This is a genomic window from Calidifontibacter terrae, assembly GCF_054778835.1.
The window spans coordinates 289,285-309,366 of record NZ_BAAGZF010000006.1; the positions used below are offsets into that span (position 1 = coordinate 289,285).

18 protein-coding genes are annotated in these 20,082 nt (G+C 68.4%); 8 read left to right on the forward strand and 10 right to left on the reverse strand.

All coding sequences use genetic code 11. The features are described from left to right. On the reverse strand, positions 1–1,248 hold the full coding sequence (locus ACYU98_RS09565; RefSeq protein ID WP_460467979.1) for an MFS transporter: 1,248 nt from the start codon (positions 1,246–1,248) through the stop codon (positions 1–3). Between the two features lie 85 nt (positions 1,249–1,333). Between ACYU98_RS09565 and ACYU98_RS09570 the strand changes: the two genes are divergently transcribed. After that, entirely contained in the window at positions 1,334–2,191 is an 858-nt protein-coding gene (locus ACYU98_RS09570; RefSeq protein WP_460467980.1) for a LysR family transcriptional regulator, read from the forward strand. 9 nt (positions 2,192–2,200) lie between these two features. Next, on the forward strand, positions 2,201–2,554 hold the full coding sequence (locus tag ACYU98_RS09575) for an ArsC/Spx/MgsR family protein (protein ID WP_460467981.1): 354 nt from the start codon (positions 2,201–2,203) through the stop codon (positions 2,552–2,554). A 1-nt stretch (position 2,555) separates the two neighbouring features. On the opposite strand, the gene miaB is transcribed toward ACYU98_RS09575, so the two are convergent. The 4 genes from miaB to ACYU98_RS09595 all read right to left on the reverse strand — a co-directional run bounded on the left by miaB (position 2,556) and on the right by ACYU98_RS09595 (position 6,469). Further along, entirely contained in the window at positions 2,556–4,079 is a 1,524-nt protein-coding gene (miaB, locus tag ACYU98_RS09580; protein ID WP_460467982.1) for a tRNA (N6-isopentenyl adenosine(37)-C2)-methylthiotransferase MiaB, read from the reverse strand. A gap of 84 nt (positions 4,080–4,163) precedes the next feature. Continuing rightward, positions 4,164–4,868 (reverse strand): regulatory protein RecX, encoded by a 705-nt coding sequence (locus ACYU98_RS09585; protein ID WP_460467983.1) that lies wholly within the window; start codon positions 4,866–4,868, stop codon positions 4,164–4,166. A 2-nt stretch (positions 4,869–4,870) separates the two neighbouring features. After that, on the reverse strand, positions 4,871–5,917 hold the full coding sequence (gene recA / locus ACYU98_RS09590; RefSeq protein WP_460468357.1) for a recombinase RecA: 1,047 nt from the start codon (positions 5,915–5,917) through the stop codon (positions 4,871–4,873). 303 nt (positions 5,918–6,220) lie between these two features. After that, the gene (locus ACYU98_RS09595; protein WP_460467984.1) at positions 6,221–6,469 is read right to left on the reverse strand and encodes a DUF3046 domain-containing protein; all 249 of its coding nucleotides are present in this window, start codon (positions 6,467–6,469) and stop codon (positions 6,221–6,223) included. 44 nt (positions 6,470–6,513) lie between these two features. Here ACYU98_RS09595 and ACYU98_RS09600 point away from each other — a divergent pair, with 44 nt between their 5' ends. The 4 genes from ACYU98_RS09600 to ACYU98_RS09615 are packed head-to-tail and all read left to right on the forward strand — an operon-like array spanning position 6,514 to position 13,984. Beyond that, entirely contained in the window at positions 6,514–7,479 is a 966-nt protein-coding gene (locus ACYU98_RS09600) for a nitrilase-related carbon-nitrogen hydrolase (protein ID WP_460467985.1), read from the forward strand. Then, positions 7,476–8,507, forward strand: coding sequence for an agmatine deiminase family protein (locus tag ACYU98_RS09605; protein ID WP_460467986.1), 1,032 nt, complete (start codon positions 7,476–7,478; stop codon positions 8,505–8,507). Before ACYU98_RS09600 ends, ACYU98_RS09605 begins: the two co-directional genes overlap by 4 nt. 53 nt (positions 8,508–8,560) lie before the next feature. Continuing rightward, entirely contained in the window at positions 8,561–13,216 is a 4,656-nt protein-coding gene (locus tag ACYU98_RS09610) for an ATP-dependent helicase (RefSeq protein ID WP_460467987.1), read from the forward strand. Positions 13,217–13,219: 3 nt separating this feature from the next. Next, positions 13,220–13,984: a DNA-formamidopyrimidine glycosylase family protein gene (locus ACYU98_RS09615; protein ID WP_460467988.1), complete on the forward strand. Its 765-nt coding sequence runs from the start codon at positions 13,220–13,222 to the stop codon at positions 13,982–13,984. 18 nt (positions 13,985–14,002) lie between these two features. Here the strand turns inward: ACYU98_RS09615 and ACYU98_RS09620 are convergent, their stop codons facing one another. The 4 genes from ACYU98_RS09620 to rimO all read right to left on the reverse strand — a co-directional run bounded on the left by ACYU98_RS09620 (position 14,003) and on the right by rimO (position 17,084). Further along, positions 14,003–14,299: a helix-turn-helix domain-containing protein gene (locus ACYU98_RS09620; RefSeq protein WP_460467989.1), complete on the reverse strand. Its 297-nt coding sequence runs from the start codon at positions 14,297–14,299 to the stop codon at positions 14,003–14,005. Positions 14,300–14,431: 132 nt separating this feature from the next. After that, complete coding sequence (locus ACYU98_RS09625) at positions 14,432–14,911, reverse strand: CinA family protein (protein ID WP_460467990.1); 480 nt, start codon at positions 14,909–14,911, stop codon at positions 14,432–14,434. After that, positions 14,908–15,591 carry a CDP-diacylglycerol--glycerol-3-phosphate 3-phosphatidyltransferase gene (pgsA, locus tag ACYU98_RS09630; RefSeq protein WP_460467991.1) on the reverse strand — a complete coding sequence of 228 codons (684 nt, stop codon included), beginning with the start codon at positions 15,589–15,591 and terminating at the stop codon, positions 14,908–14,910. The genes ACYU98_RS09625 and pgsA overlap by 4 nt, the downstream gene beginning before the upstream one ends. Next, positions 15,588–17,084 (reverse strand): 30S ribosomal protein S12 methylthiotransferase RimO, encoded by a 1,497-nt coding sequence (gene rimO / locus ACYU98_RS09635; protein WP_460467992.1) that lies wholly within the window; start codon positions 17,082–17,084, stop codon positions 15,588–15,590. The genes pgsA and rimO overlap by 4 nt, the downstream gene beginning before the upstream one ends. A 74-nt stretch (positions 17,085–17,158) precedes the next feature. On the opposite strand from rimO, the gene ACYU98_RS09640 reads away from it, so the two are divergent. Beyond that, the gene (locus ACYU98_RS09640) at positions 17,159–18,340 is read left to right on the forward strand and encodes a dipeptidase (RefSeq protein WP_460467993.1); all 1,182 of its coding nucleotides are present in this window, start codon (positions 17,159–17,161) and stop codon (positions 18,338–18,340) included. 23 nt (positions 18,341–18,363) lie between these two features. Beyond that, entirely contained in the window at positions 18,364–19,377 is a 1,014-nt protein-coding gene (locus tag ACYU98_RS09645) for a TlpA family protein disulfide reductase (RefSeq protein WP_460467994.1), read from the forward strand. Here the strand turns inward: ACYU98_RS09645 and ACYU98_RS09650 are convergent. Continuing rightward, positions 19,365–20,075 carry a hypothetical protein gene (locus ACYU98_RS09650; protein WP_460467995.1) on the reverse strand — a complete coding sequence of 237 codons (711 nt, stop codon included), beginning with the start codon at positions 20,073–20,075 and terminating at the stop codon, positions 19,365–19,367. The genes ACYU98_RS09645 and ACYU98_RS09650 overlap by 13 nt on opposite strands. Positions 20,076–20,082 lie beyond the last annotated feature (7 nt).

Here is a 20,082-nt window from a genome sequence, read left to right on the forward strand (position 1 = left end):
TCAGGCCTCTGCGGGCCCTGAGAGCCCGCTGGCCGCAGAGCTCGACCGGGCCCGTCGACGCCGCAGCAGCGGCATCACGGCCGCCAGACCGAGGGCGATCAGGTAGAGGACGCCGACGTACAGCACCACGCCGTTCCAGCCGCTTCCTGAGTACGCGAGGCCCGAGACCGCACCGAGCACCGAGCTGCCCGTGTAGTAGGCGAACAGATACAGGCCGCTGGCCTCCGCCCGATGCTCGCGGGCGATGGCGCTCACCCAGCCGCTCGCCACCGAATGGGCGGCGAAGAAGCCCGCGGTGAAGATGAGCACCCCGACCAGTACACATGTCAGGTTCCCCGGCAGAGTCAGCAGCAGGCCGGCCGCGGCGACGAGCTCGCCGCCGACCAGCACGGTCTTGCGGCCGAGACGATCGGCCAGCCGGCCGGCGACCGCACTGGAGACCGTGCCGGCGAGGTAGAGCAGGAACACCAGGCCGACGACCGCCTCGGGCAACGAGAACGGCGCGGCCAACAGCCGGAACCCCAGCATGTTGTAGACCGACACGAAGCCGCCCATCAGCAGGAACGCGGTCAGGTAGATCGCCAGCAGGCGGGCGTTGCGCAGGTGACCGAGCAGATTGCGGGACGTCGTCCGTACGCCGATCGGGGCGGGCTCGAAGTGGACAGACCGCGGGGCGCGGGCCAGGAAGAGCGCGGTGAATCCGAGCGCGGCGAGCGCTGCGGACTCCAGCGCCCATCGCCAGGTCGCATGGTCGAGGACGAACGAGGCGAGGACGCGCCCGCTGAGGCCGCCGATCGTCGTACCGGAGACGTAGCGGCCCATCGCCGCTCCGAGGTCCTGGGCGTGCACCTCCTCGGCGAGGTAGGCCATCGCGGTGGCCGGCACTCCCGCCAGTGCCACGCCCTGCAGCGCGCGGATCACCAGGAGCACTCCGATCGACGGGGCGAGCGGCGCGAGGCAGCCCAGCAGCGCGCTGACCAGTGCGGCACCGGCCATGATCCGAATCCGGCCGTACCGCTCGGACACCGCCGACGCCGGGACGATCGCCAGAGCCAACGTCCCGGTAGTAGCCGAGACTGTCAGGGCAGCCGTCGCCGGGCTGACCGAGAACTCGTGGGTCAGCTCCGGGAGCACCGCCTGCGCGGCGTACATCGCCACGAAGGTCGCCATTCCGGCCGCGAAGAGCGCGAGCGTGATCCGGCGGTAGCCGGTGTCGCCGCGTCGGTATCCGGCCGGGGTCGTGGTCATACCGGCCAGCATGTCCGGATCCCATTGATAACTGAAATGTGCGAGCGGCCGCCTTCTCATGCTCCCAGCGCATTACGATCGAGCCATGCGCGACTCCGTCCACTGGCTGGTGGTGCTGGCCGACGAGGAGAACGTCACCGCCGCAGCAGCTCGGCTCGGCATCGCCCAACCCACCCTGTCGCGGATGCTCGGACGGCTGGAAGCACGCCTGGGCACACCCCTGTTCGACCGGCACGGACGGCGGATCACGCTCAACGACCATGGCCGTCGCTTCGTCGACCACGTGCGCAGGGCCGATCTGGAACTCGCCCTCGCCGAACGCGGGCTGCGGCAGGACGAACCCCGCACCGTACGGCTGGGGTTCCTGCACTCCTTCGGCACCTGGATGGTGCCGGACCTCATCACCCGCACCCGCGCGTACGACCCGACGATCCGGTTCGAACTGCTGCAGGGTGCGGCCGACCCGCTGTCGGCCAAGGTCGCCGACGGGCAACTCGACCTCGGTATCGTCGCGCCGCGCACCGCCGACGAGCGACTCGCCTGGCGCCTGGTGCACCGCCAGCGGCTGCAGATCGGGGTGCCGCGCAGACATCCCCTGGCCGGTGCGACCTCGGTGCGGATGAGCGACCTGCGTGAGGAGACATTCGTCAGTCTCGAACACGGCTACGGAACTCGCCGGTTACTCGACTCCGCCTGCGCCGCAGCCGGATTCGAACCCACCATCGCCTTCGAATGCCAAGAGCTGGGAACCGTCGCCGGCCTGGTGGGTGCGGGGATCGGGATCGCCCTGCTACCCACCGAGGATGCTGCCCGCTATCCCGACGAGGTCGCGATGGTGCCGTTGAGCGGCTCGGACACGGTGCGCGACATCGGGGTCGTGTGGGCCCGCGGTCGCGCGCTCGGGCCCCACGTCGCGACGGTGCGCGACCTGTTGCGTGGGTAGGGTCGCAGCATGTCCGACGTCACGGTGCTGCACAATCCCCGCTGCTCGACCTCCCGCGCCGCACTCGATGCGGCCGAGGGCCAGGACGTCGAGGAGGTGCAGTACCTCAAGCACCCGCTGACCCGCGCCGAACTGCTCGACCTGATCACCAAGCTGGAGGACGAGCCCGCCGACCTTGTGCGGCGCGATCCACTCTTCCATCAGCTCGGGCTGGCCGACGACGACGTACGCACCCCGGAGCAGGTAGCCGACCTGCTGGCCGAGCACCCGAAGCTGATGCAGCGCCCGGTCCTGATCCGCGGCGATCGCGCGATCATCGGCCGCCCGAAGGAGCGGGTGCCGGCATTTCTGCGCGGCGAGTGAGCTAGAGGCCGCAGGAGGGTGCGGCCACCGGCGACGGCTGCCCGATCGACGGCATCCCCAGCGCGACCTTCGGCTTGGCTGTGGCGCCCGCCGCCTTGCCCTCCTGCAGTGCCGCCCAGGCATCGCCGCCACGCGAACGTCGTACGGCGAACGGGCCGCCCTCCAGAACGGCATCCGCGAGCAGGTGGTGAGAGGCGCCGTACGTGACGCCGACGGTGACGAAGTCACCCGGGCGAGGTAGCTCGTCGCGGGTTGCATCCTGCGGCAGCGCAAAGTGGACCAAGCGGTTGTCTTGGGCGCGACCGGACATGCGGCCAGTGGCGCTGTCTCGCTTGCCCTCAGTCGGGGCAACGAGCACCTCGATGGTGCGCCCTTCGATCGCCCGGTTCTCGGCCCAGGAGATCTCCTCCTGCAGCGCGAGCAGCCGGTCGAAACGCTCCTGGACCACTGCCTTCGGCAACTGGTCGCCCATGGTCGCGGCAGGGGTGCCGGCGCGAATCGAGTACTGGAAAGTGAACGCGGAACTGAAGCGGGACGCCTCGACCACGCGCAGCGTCTCCGCGAAATCGGCCTCGGTCTCCCCCGGGAACCCCACGATGATGTCGGTGGTGATCGAGGCATCCGGGATTCGGTCCCGCACCCGGTCGAGGATGCCGAGGAACTTCTCGGAGCGGTAGGACCGCCGCATCTCACGCAGGACCCGGTCGGAGCCCGATTGCAGCGGCATGTGCAAGCTCGGCATCACGTTCGGCGTCTCGGCCATTGCATCAATGACGTCGTCGGTGAAAGCAGCTGGGTGGGGCGAGGTGAAGCGCACTCGCTCGAGCCCGTCGATGTCGCCGCACGACCGCAACAGTTTGCTGAAGGCCTGGCGATCACCGAACTCGACGCCGTAGCTGTTGACGTTTTGGCCGAGCAAGGTCACCTCGACAACGCCCTGGTCGACCAGCGCGCGGATCTCGGCGAGAACGTCACCGGGCCGACGGTCCTTCTCCTTGCCGCGCAACGCCGGAACGATGCAGAAGGTGCAGGTGTTGTTGCAACCCACCGAGATCGACACCCAGCCGTTGTAGGCCGAATCGCGTCGAGTTGGCAGGGTTGAGGGGAAGGTCTCCAGCGACTCGGCGATCTCGATCTGCGCCTCGGCGTTGTGACGGGCCCGCTCCAGCAGCACCGGCAGCGCGCCCACGTTGTGGGTGCCGAAGACGACGTCGACCCAGGGCGCCCGCTCGACGATGGTGTCGCGATCCATTTGGGCCAGGCAACCGCCGACCGCGATCTGCAGGTTCGGGTTCTTGTCTTTCGCGGGGCGCAGGTGACCCAGCGAGCCGTACAGCTTGCCGGCTGCGTTCTCACGCACCGCGCAGGTGTTGAAGACAATCACGTCGGGCACCTCGGGCCGGTCACCCGGCGACAGCGCTCCGACATCGACGAAACCGGCCGACTCCAGCAACCCGCTGATCCGCTCGGAGTCGTGCACATTCATCTGGCACCCGTGGGTGCGCACTTCGTAGGTCTTCGCCATGACCGGTCAAGGGTACGCGCTCCATCGCCTGGGTCAGCAACGGTCAGCCAGGGGTGCTATCGGCCGGCCGAGCGACCCCGCCGATCAGTCCCGCTGGTGTTCGGGCGCGTCGGCGACGGCCTCTCGGATCACCGACCAGGCAATCGAGGATGGGTAGCCCTTGCGGGCCAACATTCCGGCCAGTCGACGGGTCTGCACCGCCGCATCAAGGCCGTGCATCGAGCGCATCTTCTTGACCACCAGCGCGCGGGCCCGCTCGCGCTCCTGATCTGGGTCGACCTCGTCGAGGGTGTCGCGAACGACATCGTCGTCGACTCCCTTGCGACGCAGTTCTTGGGCCAGCGCCCGCTTCGCCAGGCCTCGACCGGCTTGCTGGGATCGCACCAACATCCGGGCGTAAGCCTCGTCGTCAATGAGGCCGACCTCGGTCATCCGATCCAGGACCGCCGTCGCGACGTCATCGTCACACCCCTTCTGGCGCAACTTCTCGGCCAGTTGGTGGCGACTGCGCGGGGCCATGGTGAGCTGGCGCAGCACGATGGCCTTCGCCACGTCGTAGGGGTTCGCGTCGGAATCCTGCTCCGGGGTCGGCGCGGTCTTGCGCTGCTGTCGTCGCCCGCGACCGGTCGACCTCGCTGCCGACCGCTCGGTCGATCGCGCTGCTGAACGAGGCGTTGACTGAACTGCCGATCGAGCGGGCGGGCCCGGGTCGCCGTCGACCTCCCGGTGGTCCGCCTCGACAACGAAGTCGGGCGGACCACCGTGATGGTCATCGAACGGATTGCCCACGATCAGAAGTCGACGGCGACGACCTTCGCGTCCTTCGCCTTGTCGCCCACACCAGAGTCGGCTGCGCCAGCCTCGTCGGCTGCGTCGTCAGCTCGGCGGCCAATGCCGAGCTTCTCCTTGATCTTGCGCTCAAGCTCGTCGGTCAGATCCGGGTTGTCCTTGAGGAAGTTGCGAGCGTTTTCCTTGCCTTGCCCCAACTGGTCGCCGTCGTAGGTGTACCAAGCGCCTGCCTTGCGGACGAAGCCCTGCTCCACGCCCATGTCGATCAGGCCGCCCTCGCGGGAGATGCCCTGGCCATAGAGGATGTCGAACTCGGCCTGCTTGAAGGGCGGGGAGACCTTGTTCTTCACGACCTTCACGCGGGTGCGGTTGCCGACCGCGTCGGTTCCGTCCTTGAGGGTCTCGATGCGACGGACGTCGAGTCGCACGGAGGCGTAGAACTTCAGCGCCTTGCCACCGGTGGTGGTCTCCGGCGAACCGAACATGACGCCGATCTTCTCGCGCAACTGGTTGATGAAGATAGCGGTGGTTCCGGTGTTGTTGAGCGCACCGGTGATCTTGCGCAGCGCCTGACTCATCAGGCGAGCCTGCAGACCGACGTGGCTGTCGCCCATCTCTCCCTCGATCTCAGCACGCGGCACCAGCGCGGCGACGGAGTCGATCACGATGATGTCGATCGAGCCGGAGCGGATCAGCATGTCGGCGATTTCCAGCGCCTGCTCACCGGTGTCGGGCTGGCTGACCAGCAACGAGTCGATGTCGACGCCGAGCTTCTTGGCGTATTCGGGGTCGAGCGCGTGTTCGGCGTCGATGAAGGCGGCGATTCCGCCCGCCTTCTGAGCGCTCGCCACGGCATGAAGCGCGACGGTGGTCTTTCCGGAGGACTCCGGGCCGTAGATCTCCACGACGCGGCCGCGCGGCAGACCGCCGATGCCGAGCGCGAGATCAAGCGCAATCGAGCCGGTCGGAATGACGTCGATCGGGGGACGAATGTCGTCACCGAGGCGCATGACCGAGCCCTTGCCGTGGGCCTTCTCGATCTGGGCCATGACGGCGTCGAGGGACTTGATCTTGTTGTTCTTGTCGGCCGTTGCCGGGCCGGTGGCTGTTGCCATCGCTGCACTCCTGGACTGTCGTGGTGATCGCGCCTACCGGCGACCGTCCGCATCGAGGGTGGGGTGATGCGGGACTGGTCAGACGCTAGGGGCCACCACCGACAACCTCCCGGATCTTCCTCACACCCTGTGGATGAGGAGGTCAGGTGATGGCACCTGTGGAACAGCCTACGACAAAACTCCGAACATTCGTACGAACGCCAAATCAGCGTGTCGGGGCGTGTCTACGCCGAGCGTTCAACCCGTAGGGCCGCCGCGACGGCCACCTCGAGGGGCTGGCCGGTCGACGCCAAGCCAGCGACTTTCGGGCACGTCCATCTCACGACACAACGCCACCCAGATCGATCGCAGCGGCTGGCCGGCGTCGATCGCATCCTGCCCCGTGATGTGGCCGAGGGCGCGCAGTGTGTGTGACCGCACCAACATCCGACCGTGGCCGGAGCCGAACTCGTCATCGACCAATTGCCAGAACTCGCTGATCCGCACTCAAGCAGTCTCGCAGGTCTCTGGGTTCCGCCATACTTCCCGTCATGAGGTTGATCACTGCCACCGACGTGCCCCCCTCCCTAGCCCGGGTGGGGGACGCCGCCACCACCCCCGTACGCGTCGGTCTGGTGCAACACCATTGGCGCGAAGACGCCGCTGAGTTGCGCGCCGCGCTGCGCGACGGCATCGACCAAGCCACGCGGGCAGGCGCCACGATCGTCTTCCTGCCCGAACTGACGCTGTCGCGTTATCCGGCCGACTCGCTCCCGTCGGGTGCGGCCGACGCGACAGCCGAAGAGCTGCTCACCGGACCCACGTTCACCTTCGCGGCGCAGGCCGCGAAGGACTTCGGCGTCCACGTGCACGCCTCGCTGTTCGAGAAGGCACCGGAGGCCGACGGTCGCGGGCTCAACACCGCGATCCTCGTCGGTCCCGACGGCGAACTGGTCGCTCGCACCCGCAAGACCCACATCCCGGTGACCGCCGGTTACTACGAAGACAAATACTTCCGCCCCGGGCCGGCCATCGAGCCGTATCCGGTGGTGACCGTCGCGAACCCTGCTCTCAAGCTCGGCATGCCGACCTGCTGGGACGAATGGTTCCCGGAAGTGGCGCGCTCCTACGCCCTCGCCGGCGCACAAGTGCTGGTCTACCCGACCGCGATCGGCTCCGAGCCCGACCACCCCGACTTCGACACGCGGCCGTTGTGGCAACACACCATCGTCGCCCACGCCATCGCCAACGGCGTGTTCGTGGTGGTGCCGAACCGTACGGGCTCCGAGGGCTTGATCACCTTCTACGGCTCCTCGTTCGTCGCCGATCCGTACGGCCGGGTGTTGGTGCAGGCTCCGCGCGACGAGGAGGCGGTGCTGGTCGCCGATCTGGACCTGGCTCAGGGCAAAGACTGGATCGACCTCTTCCCGTTCCTGTCGACCCGCCGACCTGACACCTACGGCCCGTTGGCCGACCCCATCAAGCCCGAGCACGTCCGGGAGGACCCGAACGCATGAGCGGGCAGTGGCTGATGCCGGCGGAATGGGCGCCCCACGACCGCACCTGGATGGCGTTCCCGAGCCAGGGCTACACCCTCGGCGAGGCCGACGCAGAAGCCGACGCCGCTCGCCGGACCTGGGCCGCTGTCGCCAACGCCGTCGCCCGCTTCGAACCGGTCACCCTGCTGGCCACCGCCGATGATCTCGAGATCGCCCGCGCGCTCGTTGACCCGGGAGTCAGCGTGGTCGAGGCCGAACTCGACGACGCCTGGATGCGCGACATCGGCCCCACCTTCGTGATCGGTGACGACGGATCGCTCGGCGCCGTCGATTGGGTCTTCAACGGTTGGGGCGCCCAGGCCTGGGCCACCTGGGATCGCGACGCGCGCGTCGGGGCGCGGATCGGCGGCCTCGCGAAGGCGACCGTCGTCGACTCCCCCATCGTCAACGAGGGCGGCGGGATCCACGTCGACGGCGAGGGCAGTGTCTTGCTCACCGAAACCGTTCAACTGGATCCGGGCCGCAATCCGGGGGCGACGCGAGCCGACATCGAGGCCGAGATGGCGCGCTGCCTCGGGGCCACTACCTGCATCTGGCTGCCTCGGGGTCTGACCCGTGACTACGACGAGTTCGGCACCCGCGGCCACGTCGACATCGTCGCCACGTTTGTGGCGCCCGGCCGCGTTCTGGTGCACGACCAGGAGAACCCGGGCCACCCCGACCATGCGGTCAGCCAGCAGGTCATCGAGCAGTTGTCCGCGACGACGGACGCCCACGGCCGCCGACTCGAGGTCGTACGCATTCCCGCTCCCGCCACGCTGACCGACGACGGGGGTCCGGTCGACTACAGCTACGTGAACCATTTAGTCGTCAACGGCGGAGTCGTCGCGTGCACCTTCGACGATGCCCACGACGAGCGCGCGCTCGATGTCCTGCGCGCGGCCTATCCGGGCCGAGAGGTCGTCGGCGTCGATGCCCGAGAGATCTTTGCCCGTGGCGGCGGGGTCCACTGCATCACTCAGCAGCAACCGCGCCTCCCGCGCTGACCACGCCCTATCCGCAGAACGTTGTCGGTAGCGCGTGGGAGGCTGATCCGACGATGAGCAATCCGGTCCTGCAACGCTTCTCCCCCGCCACCCGAGCGTGGTTCGAGGGGACCTTCAGCGAGCCCACCGCGGCGCAGGCCGGCGCTTGGGATGCCATCAGCTCGGGCCAACACACCGTTGTGGTCGCCCCTACCGGATCCGGCAAGACACTGTCGGCCTTCCTCTGGGCGCTCGACCGGCTAGCCGCTGCCGGAGTGCCCGAGAACCCGCTCGAACGCTGTCGGGTTCTCTACGTCTCGCCGATGAAAGCGCTGGCCGTCGACGTCGAGCGGAACCTTCGCGCCCCGCTGGTCGGCATTCGCCACGCGGCCACTCGACTCGGCCTGCCTGAGCCCGACATCTCGGTCGCCGTGCGCTCCGGCGACACCGCCGCGGCCGACCGGCGCACCTTCGCCAGACGCCCCGCCGACGTGTTGATCACGACGCCCGAGTCGCTGTTCCTGCTGCTCACCTCCGCCGCCCGCGAGGCGCTCGCCGGGGTCGAAACGGTGATCATCGACGAGGTCCACGCGGTCGCCGGGAGCAAGCGCGGCGCCCACCTCGCCCTCAGCCTCGACCGACTCGACGCGCTGCTGCCGCAGCCTGCCCAACGGGTGGGGCTGTCGGCGACCGTGCGCCCCGTCGAGGAGGTCGGCCGCTACCTCACCGGCGGCCGCCCGGTCACCATCGTGCAACCCGAGGCCAGCAAGCAATGGCAACTCGACGTCGTCGTGCCGGTGCCCGACCTGGCCGACCTTGGCTCCGCGGGCGACTCAGCAGCCGACCGGTTCGACGGTCCCTCTACCGAAGACCCCGCCCGCAGTGCGAGCATCTGGCCACACGTCGAGGAACGGATCGTCGACCTGGTGGCCGATCACCGGTCGACGCTGATCTTCGCCAACTCCCGTCGCCTCGCCGAGCGACTGACCGCTCGCCTGAACGAGATCTGGGCTGATCGAAACGACACAGATCTGACCCAGCCGGTTGGGCGGCCGCCGGCCGAAGTCATGGCCCAGTCCGGGGCCACCCGCGGAGCGCCGGCGGTGCTCGCCCGCGCCCACCACGGCTCGGTCAGCAAAGAACAACGCGGCGAGATCGAAGACGCCCTGAAGGCCGGTCGGCTGCCGGCCGTGGTCGCCACCTCGTCCCTCGAGCTCGGCATCGACATGGGTGCGGTCGACCTGGTGATCCAGGTGGAGTCGCCGCCGAGCGTCGCCAGCGGACTGCAGCGGGTCGGCCGGGCCGGCCACCAGGTGGGTGCGGTATCCCACGGCGTGCTCTTCCCGAAATACCGCGGCGACCTGGTGCAGACCGCGGTTGTCGTCGAAGGCATGCGGGCCGGCAGCATCGAGACCCTGAAGGTGCCGGCCAACCCGCTCGACGTTCTGGCCCAACACATCGTGTCGATGGTCGCCATGGATGACTGGCCGGTGGCGGAGTTGGAGAATCTCGTACGCCGCTCGGCGTCCTTCGCCGGTCTGCCGCGGTCGGCCTTCGAGGCGGTGCTCGACATGCTGGCCGGCCGCTACCCGAGCACCGACTTCAGCGAGCTGCGTCCGCGCATCGTGTGGGACCGCGTCGCCGACATCCTGTCGGCCCGGCGGGGCGCCCAGCACCTCGCGGTCATCAGCGGCGGAACTATCCCCGACCGCGGTCTCTACGGTGTCTTCCTCGCCGGCGGCAAGGGCCCTGGCCGGCGGGTCGGTGAACTCGACGAGGAGATGGTCTACGAGTCCCGGGTGGGCGATGTCTTCACGCTTGGCACCACAAGTTGGCGGATCGAGGACATCACCCACGACCAGGTGCTGGTCACGCCCGCCCCTGGTCAGCCAGGGCGACTGCCGTTCTGGCGCGGCGACACCCTCGGCCGCCCGGCCGAACTCGGCGCCGCCGTCGGCCGGTTTGTCCGAGAGGTCGGTGGCCTCGCCGATCCCGAAGCCAGAGAACGCGTTTCGCGCGCTGGCCTCGACCAATGGGCGACCGACAACCTGCTCGCCTACGTGCGCGAACAGCAAGAAGCCACCGGCAAGCTGCCCAGTGACCGCACCATCTTGCTCGAACGTTTCCGGGATGAACTCGGCGATTGGCGAATCGTCCTGCACTCACCGTTCGGCGCCCCTGTTCACGCCCCCTGGGCGTTGGCGATCGCGGCCCGAATGCAGGAGCGGTTCGGTCTGGAGGTGCAGGCGATGCACGCCGATGACGGGATCGTGCTGCGGCTGCTCGACATCGATGTCGACGACGGAACACTGCCCGCGGATCTCACCGACCTGGTGATGCTCGAGCCCGAGGATGTCGCTCGGGTCGTGACCGATCAGATCGGTGGATCGGCGCTGTTCGCCTCGCGCTTCCGTGAGTGCGCTGCCCGCGCCCTGCTCCTGCCGCGTCGTAGCCCAGGCAAGCGTCAGGCGCTGTGGCAACAGCGCCAACGCGCTGCCCAGTTGCTCGAGGTCGCCAGTTGTTACCCCTCGTTCCCGATCGTGCTCGAAGCCGTCCGCGAATGTGTCCAGGACGTCTTCGACGTTCCTGGACTCACCACCTTGATGCGCGACATCCAGGCGCGCCGGGTGCAGCTGGTATCCGTCGACACCAGCACTCCCTCACCGTTTGCGAAGAGCCTGATGTTCGGCTACATCGCGCAATTCCTCTACGACGGTGACTCGCCGCTGGCCGAACGCCGGGCGGCCGCGCTCTCGCTCGACCCCGGGCTGCTGTCCGACTTGCTCGGACACGGAGAGGGCGCGGCGCTGCGCGACCTGCTCGATGCCGACGCCATCGCGGCCACTTACCAACAACTGCAGCGCCTGATCGAAAGCCGCCAGGCCCGCCACGCCGATGACATCGCCGACCAGTTGCGGGCGCTCGGCCCGCTGGATCACAGCGAGTTACGAGAGCGAACGCGCGCCGGCGTCAGCGACGCTGAACTCAGGGGCTGGCTCAGCGACTTGACCCATGCCCGTCGGGTGATCACCGTGCGATGGGGCGAGATCGAACGCTTCGCGGCCGTCGAGGACGCTGCGATGTTGCGTGACGCGCTCGGAGTCGCCCTGCCCACCGGTCTGCCGGCGGCTTTCCTCGAACCCCCCGGGGATCCGGTAGGAGACCTGATTGCGCGCGATGCCCGCAACCGCACCCCGTTCACCGCTTCAGAGGTCGCCCAACGCTTCGGTCTGGGCCGAGCAGTCGTCCAGGACGTGCTGCGTAGGTTGGTTCAGGCCGGGAGAGTGGTCGAGGGCGAACTGCGCCCGCTCGGCACCAGCGATGGTGGCAGCGATTACTGCGACGCTGAGGTCCTGCGGGTCCTCAAGCGCCGCTCTCTCGCCGCGCTGCGCAGCGAGGTCGAGCCGGTCGCGGCAGAGGAGTTCGCGGCATTCCTGCCCCGTTGGCAGGGTGTCGGTGGCGCTCACCGCGGCCCCGAGGGTGTGTTGCGTGCGGTCGAACAGTTGGCCGGTTCTCGAATCCCGGCGAGTGCGCTCGAATCTCTGGTCATGCCTGCCCGAGTCGATCGCTATACCCCGGCGCTGCTGGATGAGCTGATGGCGTCCGGAGAGATCGTCTGGCAGGGCCACGGTGCCTTGCCCGGGGACGACGGCTGGGTCAGCCTTCACCTCAGCGACCAGCTCGATGCCACGGTCACGGCCCCGGAAGAAACCGACCTCGACGACCTGCATCGCTGCCTGCTCGATGCGTTGGCTGGCGGCGGCGGCTACTTCTTCCGCGCGCTCGCCGGCCGGGTCGAGGGTTCGGACGATCAGGTGACCGCCGCTGTCTGGGATCTCGTGTGGAGCGGCCGAGTCACCGGTGACACGTTCGCGCCGCTGCGCGCCTTGCTCGCAGGTGGACGTGGCGCCCACAAGACTCGCGCAACCGGTCCGCGCCGCTCTCGCTACGGCCGCTCGGCCGCGTTGCGCACGGGTCTGTCGCGCCCGAGTTCTGCCGTCGGCGGACTGCGCAGTGCACCCCCGACGATGGTCGGTCGCTGGTCGCTGCTGCCGGACGAACCGCTGGAGGCCACCGCGCGTCGAGTGGCGACCGCCGAGGTCTTGCTCGATCGCTACGGCGTCGTCACCCGGGGCAGCGTGATGGCCGAAGGTCACCCCGGCGGTTTCGCCGACACCTATCGGGTGTTGGCCGCAGCCGAGGAGCGCGGACGAGTGCGCCGCGGCTATTTCATCGAAGGCCTCGGCGCCGCACAGTTCGCCACGAGCGGCGCGATCGACCGGCTGCGCGGCGCATCGAAACCCGTTGCGCCGGAACGAAACCCGTGGGATCCACCCACGGCGTCCACACCAGCCGACGAGATTGTGCTGCTGGCCGCCACCGACCCGGCGAACGCCTATGGCGCCGCGCTCCCGTGGCCGGTCCGGCCCGATGACGGCGGCCACAAGCCCGGTCGCAAGGCGGGCGCCCTTGTTTTGCTGCGCCGCGGCGCACTCATCGCGTTCGTCGAGCGCGGCGGTCGGTCGGTGTTGACCTGGACCACAGATGCGGCTGATGCCACCGCGATCGCCGGCGCCTTGGCGGCCACGGTTCACGACGGTCGCCTGCGCGATCTGTCGATCGCGACGATCAATGGTTCTGCCGCCTTGTCAGCCGACCACCCGCTGACCCGCAGCCTGACGGAGGCCGGATTCCACACGACCCCCAAGGGTCTGCGGCTGCGGCGGTGAGCCATGCCCGAGGGTGACGCGGTCTGGCGAACGGCGCGCCGCCTGGATCAGGCGCTGCGCGGCGAACCGTTGGTGGGTGTCGACCTGCGCTGGAGTCGAGTGACTCCGGCGCCGTTGCGCGCAGCGGTCACCCAGGAGGTGGTGCCTCGTGGGAAACACTTGCTGCATCGCGTTGAGGGTGGCTGGACGATCCACTCACACCTGCGAATGGACGGCTCGTGGACCACTCGAGCCACCAGTTCGATCACCCCACGGATTGCGGCCCACCCCGACATCCGCGCCATCGTCGCGACGGCCAGAACTGCCTGCATCGGTTGGAAACTGGGGATGCTCGACGTGATCCGCACCATCGACGAACACCGGCTGGTCAGTCACCTCGGGCCAGACCTGCTCGGCAGCGACTGGGATCCAGAGCGCGCCGTCACCAACCTGCGCCACCGCCCGACGCGCGACCTCGGTGGCGCGCTGCTGGATCAGACCAATCTCGCCGGACTCGGCACCATCTGGACCGCCGAGTCGCTGCACGCGGTACGCCTCAACCCGAGGGCTACCGTCGATGTCGTCGACGATCAACGGATGACCGCACTGGTCAGCGCTGCGCATGACTTGTTGCAGGACGCCATCGGTCGACGGGTTCATCGCGAACAGGTCTACGGCCGGGTGGGGATGCCGTGTCTGAGCTGTGGATCGACCATTGCCTCGATCGTGGTCGGCGACGCACCGCTGGATCGACGGGTGGCGTTCTGCCCGGGTTGCCAACCGGGTTGAGCTCGGGAAACGGGAAGGTCAGGCAGCCGAAACAACCGCGTGGCCAGTTGGAACCGGCAAACGCAGCGGGGCGTGGAGTTGTTCGCTGACGGCCACGCGATCGGTCACCAGACCGAGCATCTCCGACAGTGGCAGGCCCAGGGCGTCGCAGATGCCGGCAAGCAGTTCGGAGGAGGCTTCCTTCTCACCGCGTTCGATCTCGGAGAGATAGCCCAACGACACCTGGGCGACGGTCGACACATCACGCAGGGTGCGGCCTTGTTCCCGGCGCAATTCACGCAGGACGTCGCCGAGCTCGTGGCGGAGCAGGATCATGATTCCTCCGTTGGGATCGGGCGAGGTCGCCGGTCGGATGGCACAACGGGTGCCCGGACGTGTTCCACGATAACCTCATCCACCGACAAGCTGCCTGCGGATTCACATCGGTCCTGATCGGCGGACATCTGGTCAACCGGCGGGTGCGGTCGGGATATTCCGAGTGGCGAGCGCCAACACACGTTCGAGCGTGGTCGCGCGGATCGTGGCCCGGTCTCCGCTGCAGGACAACTGCTCGACCTGGTCACCGGTCGCCGTCGAGACCGCGATGAAGACTCGCCCCACCGGCGCGTCGCCCTGCGCGTCCGGTCCAGCGACCCCGGTGGTGGCCATTCCCACGTCGGCGCCGAACACTCGACGGGCGCCGCGGGCCATCGTCCGCGCTACCTCTGCCTGAACTGGGCCACCCTTGGCGAGCAACTGCGCGTCGACGCCGAGCAACGACGCTTTGGTGTCGGTCGCATAGGTCACTGCGCCGCCACGTACGACGGCGCTGGCCCCCGGAACCTCGGTGAGGGCTGCACACACGAGTCCGCCGGTCAGGGATTCGGCAGTTGCCACGGTCAGTTCGGCGGCCCGCAGGGCCGCCACCAGCTGTTCGGCGCCGGTCACCGTTGCTTCTTGCGGCGCAACGACAGCGCCCGGAAGACGTAGTCGACACCGGTCGCGACCGTGATCACCAACGCGGCAGCCATCACGATCCATGCACACCACACGAAGATGCCGCCGTAGGGGAGGACAAACAGCCCGATCGCGATCGCCTGCAGGAACGTCTTGATCTTGCCGCCGCGCGATGCCGGCAGAACGCCGTAGCGGATCACCCACAACCGCAGCAGCGTCACCCCGATTTCGCGGACCAGGATGACGATCGTGACCCACCACGGGAGCCGGTCGATGATCGACAGGCCGATCATCGCCATCCCCATCAGCGCCTTGTCGGCGATCGGGTCCATCATCTTGCCGAAATCGGTGACCAGGTTGCGCGAGCGCGCGAGGTCGCCGTCGATGCGGTCGGTGACCGACGCGATCACGAACACCGCAAACGCGGCCCAGCGCAGACCTGTCTGGTGGCCACCCTGCGCCAGCAACAGCCATCCGAACACCGGGACCAGCGCGATCCGCAGCATGGTGAGCGCGTTGGCAATATTCCAGTTGCTGACGTCTTGGCTCGGAATGTCTGCTGGATCGGGCCGCAGCTCGGGCGCGTGCAGCCGAATGGGGGTGCCGTCGGCATTGCGCCGGACCCGTGGTTCGCGCGGCTCGCGCTCACTGCGGGGGGAACGCTCGTTCACCGCACCGGCCCCGTCGCCGAGCCAGTCCCGATTCGCGGTTCCGCGACCCAATCGATCCCGAAGGTGTCGACGATCCGCGCGTTCACCAAATCGCCGATGGCAGGCAGCGGCGCGCCCTCGGCATAAGTGAGCACCGTTTCGCCGTCGACGTCGGGACCTTGCTGGCCAGCTCGGCCGCGCACCTCGATGTCGCCAGTGTCCTCATCGCGAAGTTGCTCGACAAGCACCTCGACGGTCTCGCCAACGCGCTCGGCGGCGCGCTGCTGGTTGAGCTCCTCGACCAGCGTACGAATGTGGTCGAGGCGGTCGTCGATCTCGGCCTGCGGCAGCTTCGCGGCGTAGGTCTCCGCCTCGGTGCCGTCTTCATCGGAGTAACCGAAGACGCCGACAACGTCGAGTCGCGCTTGCGTCAGGAAGTCGGCCAGCACGCGTACGTCGTCCTCGCTCTCCCCCGGGAACCCGACGATCACGTTGGAGCGAACCCCGGCGTGGGGCGAGCGGGCGCGCACCTGCTCCAACAGCGTCAGGAACGACTCGGCGTCACCGAACCGGCGCATGGTGCGCAGCAGCGGGCCGCTGGCGTGCTGGAAGGAGATGTCGAAGTAGGGCACGACGCCGGGCGTCTGCGTCATGACCTCGATCAGGTCGGGGCGGATCTCGGCCGGCTGCAGGTAGGACACGCGCACCCGCTCGATGCCCTCGACGGCCACCAGCTCCGGCAGCATCGTGTCGAGCAACCGCAGGTCGCCGAGGTCCTTGCCGTAGGAAGTGGAGTTCTCCGACACCAGAAAAATCTCGCGTACGTCGTGTTGGCCAAGCCAGCGCGCCTCGGCCAGCACATCGGCCGGGCGCCGCGAAACGAACGCCCCGCGGAACATCGGGATTGCGCAGAACGCACACCGCCGATCACATCCGGAGGCGATCTTCAACGGCGCCCACGGGCGCCCATCGAGTCGGGCGCGGATGACCCGCGGTGTCGACACCGGCGATTCGATGCTGACATCCGAAGGCTTGGACACGTCGCCGTGGCCGGGGGTGGCGACACCCGAGCCCTGCCGATCGACCGGCGACAGCGGCAGCAGCTTGCGGCGGTCGCCAGGAGTGTGGGAGGCGGGCGCATGGCCGGCCAGGATCGCGTTGAGGTGGCTCGACATGTCCTGGTAGGAGTCGAAGCCCAACACCGCGTCGGCCTCCGGCAACTGCTCGGCCAACTGGTTGCCGTAGCGCTCGGCCAGGCAGCCGACAGCGACCACGGCTTGGGTGCGGCCGGTCTGCTTGAGGTCGTTGGCCTCCAACAGCGCGTCGATCGAGTCCTTTTTGGCCTGCTCCACGAAGCCACAGGTGTTGATCACCGCGACGTCGGCGTCGGCCGCGTCGTCGACGAGCGTCCAGCCCTGCTCAGACAGTCGGCCGGCCAGTTCTTCGGAGTCGACCTCATTGCGAGCACAGCCCAGAGTCACGACGGCCACGCTGCGAGAGGTCAGAGAGGTCATGGCCGCCACTGTAGTTTGTCGCGGTCGCCTGCCCTTACGACGCCACGAGGCCGCCGCGTGATTCGATGGCAAGCATGGCGACCTCACCCGAACGCATCCGAGAACTGCTGGCCCACCACCCAGTGATCGACGGTCATAACGATCTGCCGTGGCAGGCGCGGGCCGAGGCGGCCTACGACTTCGACCGCTACGACCTTGCGACCGACCTGAGCGCGCGCGGCCACACCGATATCGCCCGGTTGCGCCGCGGTGGGGTCGGAGCGCAGTTCTGGTCGGTGTTCGTTCCCTCGAACCTGCCGGAGGGCAAGGCGGTCACCGCGACGTTGGAACAGATCGACGCGGTCCACCAGATGGTGGCGCGCTACAGCGACGACTTCGGGATCGCTCGTACGGCCGATGAGGTCGAGCAGGTCATCGCCTCTGGCCGGATCGCCTCCCTGCTCGGCGCGGAGGGCGGCCAGTCAATCGACAGTTCGCTGGCCGCGCTGCGGATGCTTTACGTGCTTGGGGTCCGCTATATGACCCTCACCCACAACGACAACAACCCCTGGGCCGACTCCGCCACCGATGAGCCGGTCCACCACGGCCTGAGCCCGTTCGGCCATGACGTCGTTCGCGAGATGAACCGCATCGGCATGCTGGTCGACCTTTCCCACGTCTCGGCCGACACGATGCGCGCGGCGCTGGCCACGTCGAAGGCGCCGGTGATCTTCTCCCACTCCAGCTCGTACGCAGTCTGTTCCAGCCCGCGCAATGCGCCCGATGACGTGCTCGCCACGCTGCGCGCTAACCACGGGGTGATCATGGCGACCTTCGTTCCCGATTTCGTCTCGCAAGCCTGCGCGGACTACCGCGCCGAAGCGCGCGAGGAGGCCATGGCTCAGGGCGTCGACCCCAAGGACCACATCGCGTTCACTGCCTTCACCACCGCCCGCCAGGACGACCACCCCAAGCCGGTGGCGACCCTCAGCGACGTGGTCGCCCACTTCGAGCACCTGCGCGAGGTCGTCGGCATCGACCACCTCGGCGTCGGCGGCGACTACGACGGTGTCGACCGTTTGCCCGAGGGCTTGGCGGACGTTTCCTGTTACCCGGCGCTGTTCGCCCAGTTGGCCGACCTCGGGTGGTCCGACGACGACCTCGCCAAGGTCTCCGGAGGGAACATTCTGCGGGTGCTACGCGAGGCCGAAGCGGTTGCGCACGATCTGCAGCAGTCCACCCCGCCGTCGTTGGTGCGAATCGACGACGCCGGCTGAGCCCGCGCGCTTATCCTGCTCGCATGCCTTCCGGTCCCTGGGTTGTTCCGGCCCTCCTGCTAGTCCTTGTGCTGGCGATCAGTGCCGCATTCAAGGTCCGGGATCACGTCTCGACGGCCAGCGCGTTCCGCAATCTGCGACTGCCCGGCTTCCTGGACCGGATCGGCGCGCCGCGCCTGTTGCCCTACGGCGAGTTCCTGCTGGCGCTCGCGCTGCTGGTCGTCCCGCATCCTGCGTACGTCGTGGTCGCGGCGCTCGCCGTGGTGCTGTTCTCGCTCTACCTGGTGGTCGTGTGGCGGGCCCTCGGCTCCGCCGAGGAGATCCACTGCAACTGCTTCGGAACCCTCGGTCTTGGCGAGATCGATCGCCGGACCGTCGTCCGCAATGCGGTGTTGCTGGCGTTAGCTGTCCTGGCCCTCGTCGACGGACTGCGCGGCGGCTCGGTGATCGGGCGATTCACCGACTTCGACGGCGCCTCCTGGGGTTGGCTGGCCGGAGTCATCGGCGGCGTGCTGTTGACCGGTTTGGTGATGTATCGCAGCGAGGCGGTCGCGCCACCGGCCGCTGCGCCGATCGCTACTGAGACCGGTGAGTTGGACTACGTCCGCACCCCGGTGCCCTATGGACAGTTGCTCACCGCCGACGGGGAACTGCAACCCCTGCACCTACTGGCCGCCCAGCGACCGACGCTGCTGGTCTCGCTCAGCCTCACCTGCGGATCCTGCCAACGCACGATGGATGAACTCCCCGACTGGGCCGCGGCGCATCCGATGGTGCGGGTCGTCGCAATACCGGCGAGCAGTGGGCTGGCGGAGGTGCCAGACCTCGGCCCGAGCGTCGAGTGGCTCGAGGACCCCGAGCAACGTGCCACCCGGACGCTGGGGATGCAGTATCCGTCGGCAGTCCTGCTGGCGCCGGACGGACTCCTGGCCGGTGGCCCGGAACAGGGCGCCGAATCCATTGCGCGTTTCCTGGAAGACATCCACGCCGAGTTGGTCGAGGCCGGCGCGCTCGAACCGGCGACTCAGACCGACTGACGGCGCCGGCCAACCCGCAGAACAACCGCGAACAGCGCTGGGATCCAACCGAAGACGACGCCCCAGAGACCGCCATAGGTCGCACCCGCCAGCAGCTCGGAGGCGTGGTAGCGGATGCTGCCGGCAGAGACCCAGGAGCCCGCGAGTGCCGCAGCGGTGGCCGAGATAGCCACGATCCCCCACACCGCAAAGAACAGCAGCCCGCGGGCCGCGACCCGGCGTACTGAAACGGCCGCCAACACCGTCAAGACGAAGCAGCCCACACCAATGACGAGTGCCGCGACGAGTTCGGCGGAGGTGCTCGCTTTCAACGTCGTGGCATAGCCGCGGACGTCATAAAAAACAGCCAGTTCGCGGAGGGCCGAGCCCCACTCTCCGCCACGGGTGTTCATCGAAGAGGCTGTCTGCCCCAGCACCAGGGTCAGCCCAGCCCCCACGAGTCCCGCCGCGAGCGCGGGCAGCAGGGCGCCGTAGTTCTTCTCGCCGGCCAGCGGCGGCGCGTAGGGCCCAAGTGCGCCAACGGGGCCGTCCATGGGGGTGGCCTGCTGCGCCGGGCGCGCGGTCATCGGCGGCGGAAACTCGTTGCGCTCGTGGGAGTGAGTCCGGGCGCCCAGCTCAGGCTCACGCGAAGCCGGCAGTTCCTCGGTGCGGTCGCCCTCGAACGACTGGCTGCTGCGGTACGGGTCGTCGGTGCTCATGCAGGTC

Bases quoted from the DNA above. Each gene is read 5' to 3' on its own strand.
- ACYU98_RS09565 (WP_460467979.1), bottom strand. From the start codon at position 1,248: ATGACCACGACCCCGGCCGGATACCGACGCGGCGACACCGGCTACCGC.
- ACYU98_RS09650 (WP_460467995.1), bottom strand. From the start codon at position 20,075: ATGAGCACCGACGACCCGTACCGCAGCAGCCAGTCGTTCGAGGGCGAC.
- ACYU98_RS09645 (WP_460467994.1), top strand. From the start codon at position 18,364: ATGCCTTCCGGTCCCTGGGTTGTTCCGGCCCTCCTGCTAGTCCTTGTG.
- ACYU98_RS09620 (WP_460467989.1), bottom strand. From the start codon at position 14,299: ATGATCCTGCTCCGCCACGAGCTCGGCGACGTCCTGCGTGAATTGCGC.
- ACYU98_RS09640 (WP_460467993.1), top strand. From the start codon at position 17,159: ATGGCGACCTCACCCGAACGCATCCGAGAACTGCTGGCCCACCACCCA.
- ACYU98_RS09615 (WP_460467988.1), top strand. From the start codon at position 13,220: ATGCCCGAGGGTGACGCGGTCTGGCGAACGGCGCGCCGCCTGGATCAG.
- miaB (WP_460467982.1), bottom strand. From the start codon at position 4,079: ATGGCGAAGACCTACGAAGTGCGCACCCACGGGTGCCAGATGAATGTG.
- rimO (WP_460467992.1), bottom strand. From the start codon at position 17,084: ATGACCTCTCTGACCTCTCGCAGCGTGGCCGTCGTGACTCTGGGCTGT.
- ACYU98_RS09575 (WP_460467981.1), top strand. From the start codon at position 2,201: ATGTCCGACGTCACGGTGCTGCACAATCCCCGCTGCTCGACCTCCCGC.
- ACYU98_RS09570 (WP_460467980.1), top strand. From the start codon at position 1,334: ATGCGCGACTCCGTCCACTGGCTGGTGGTGCTGGCCGACGAGGAGAAC.
- ACYU98_RS09600 (WP_460467985.1), top strand. From the start codon at position 6,514: ATGAGGTTGATCACTGCCACCGACGTGCCCCCCTCCCTAGCCCGGGTG.
- ACYU98_RS09610 (WP_460467987.1), top strand. From the start codon at position 8,561: ATGAGCAATCCGGTCCTGCAACGCTTCTCCCCCGCCACCCGAGCGTGG.
- recA (WP_460468357.1), bottom strand. From the start codon at position 5,917: ATGGCCCAGATCGAGAAGGCCCACGGCAAGGGCTCGGTCATGCGCCTC.
- ACYU98_RS09605 (WP_460467986.1), top strand. From the start codon at position 7,476: ATGAGCGGGCAGTGGCTGATGCCGGCGGAATGGGCGCCCCACGACCGC.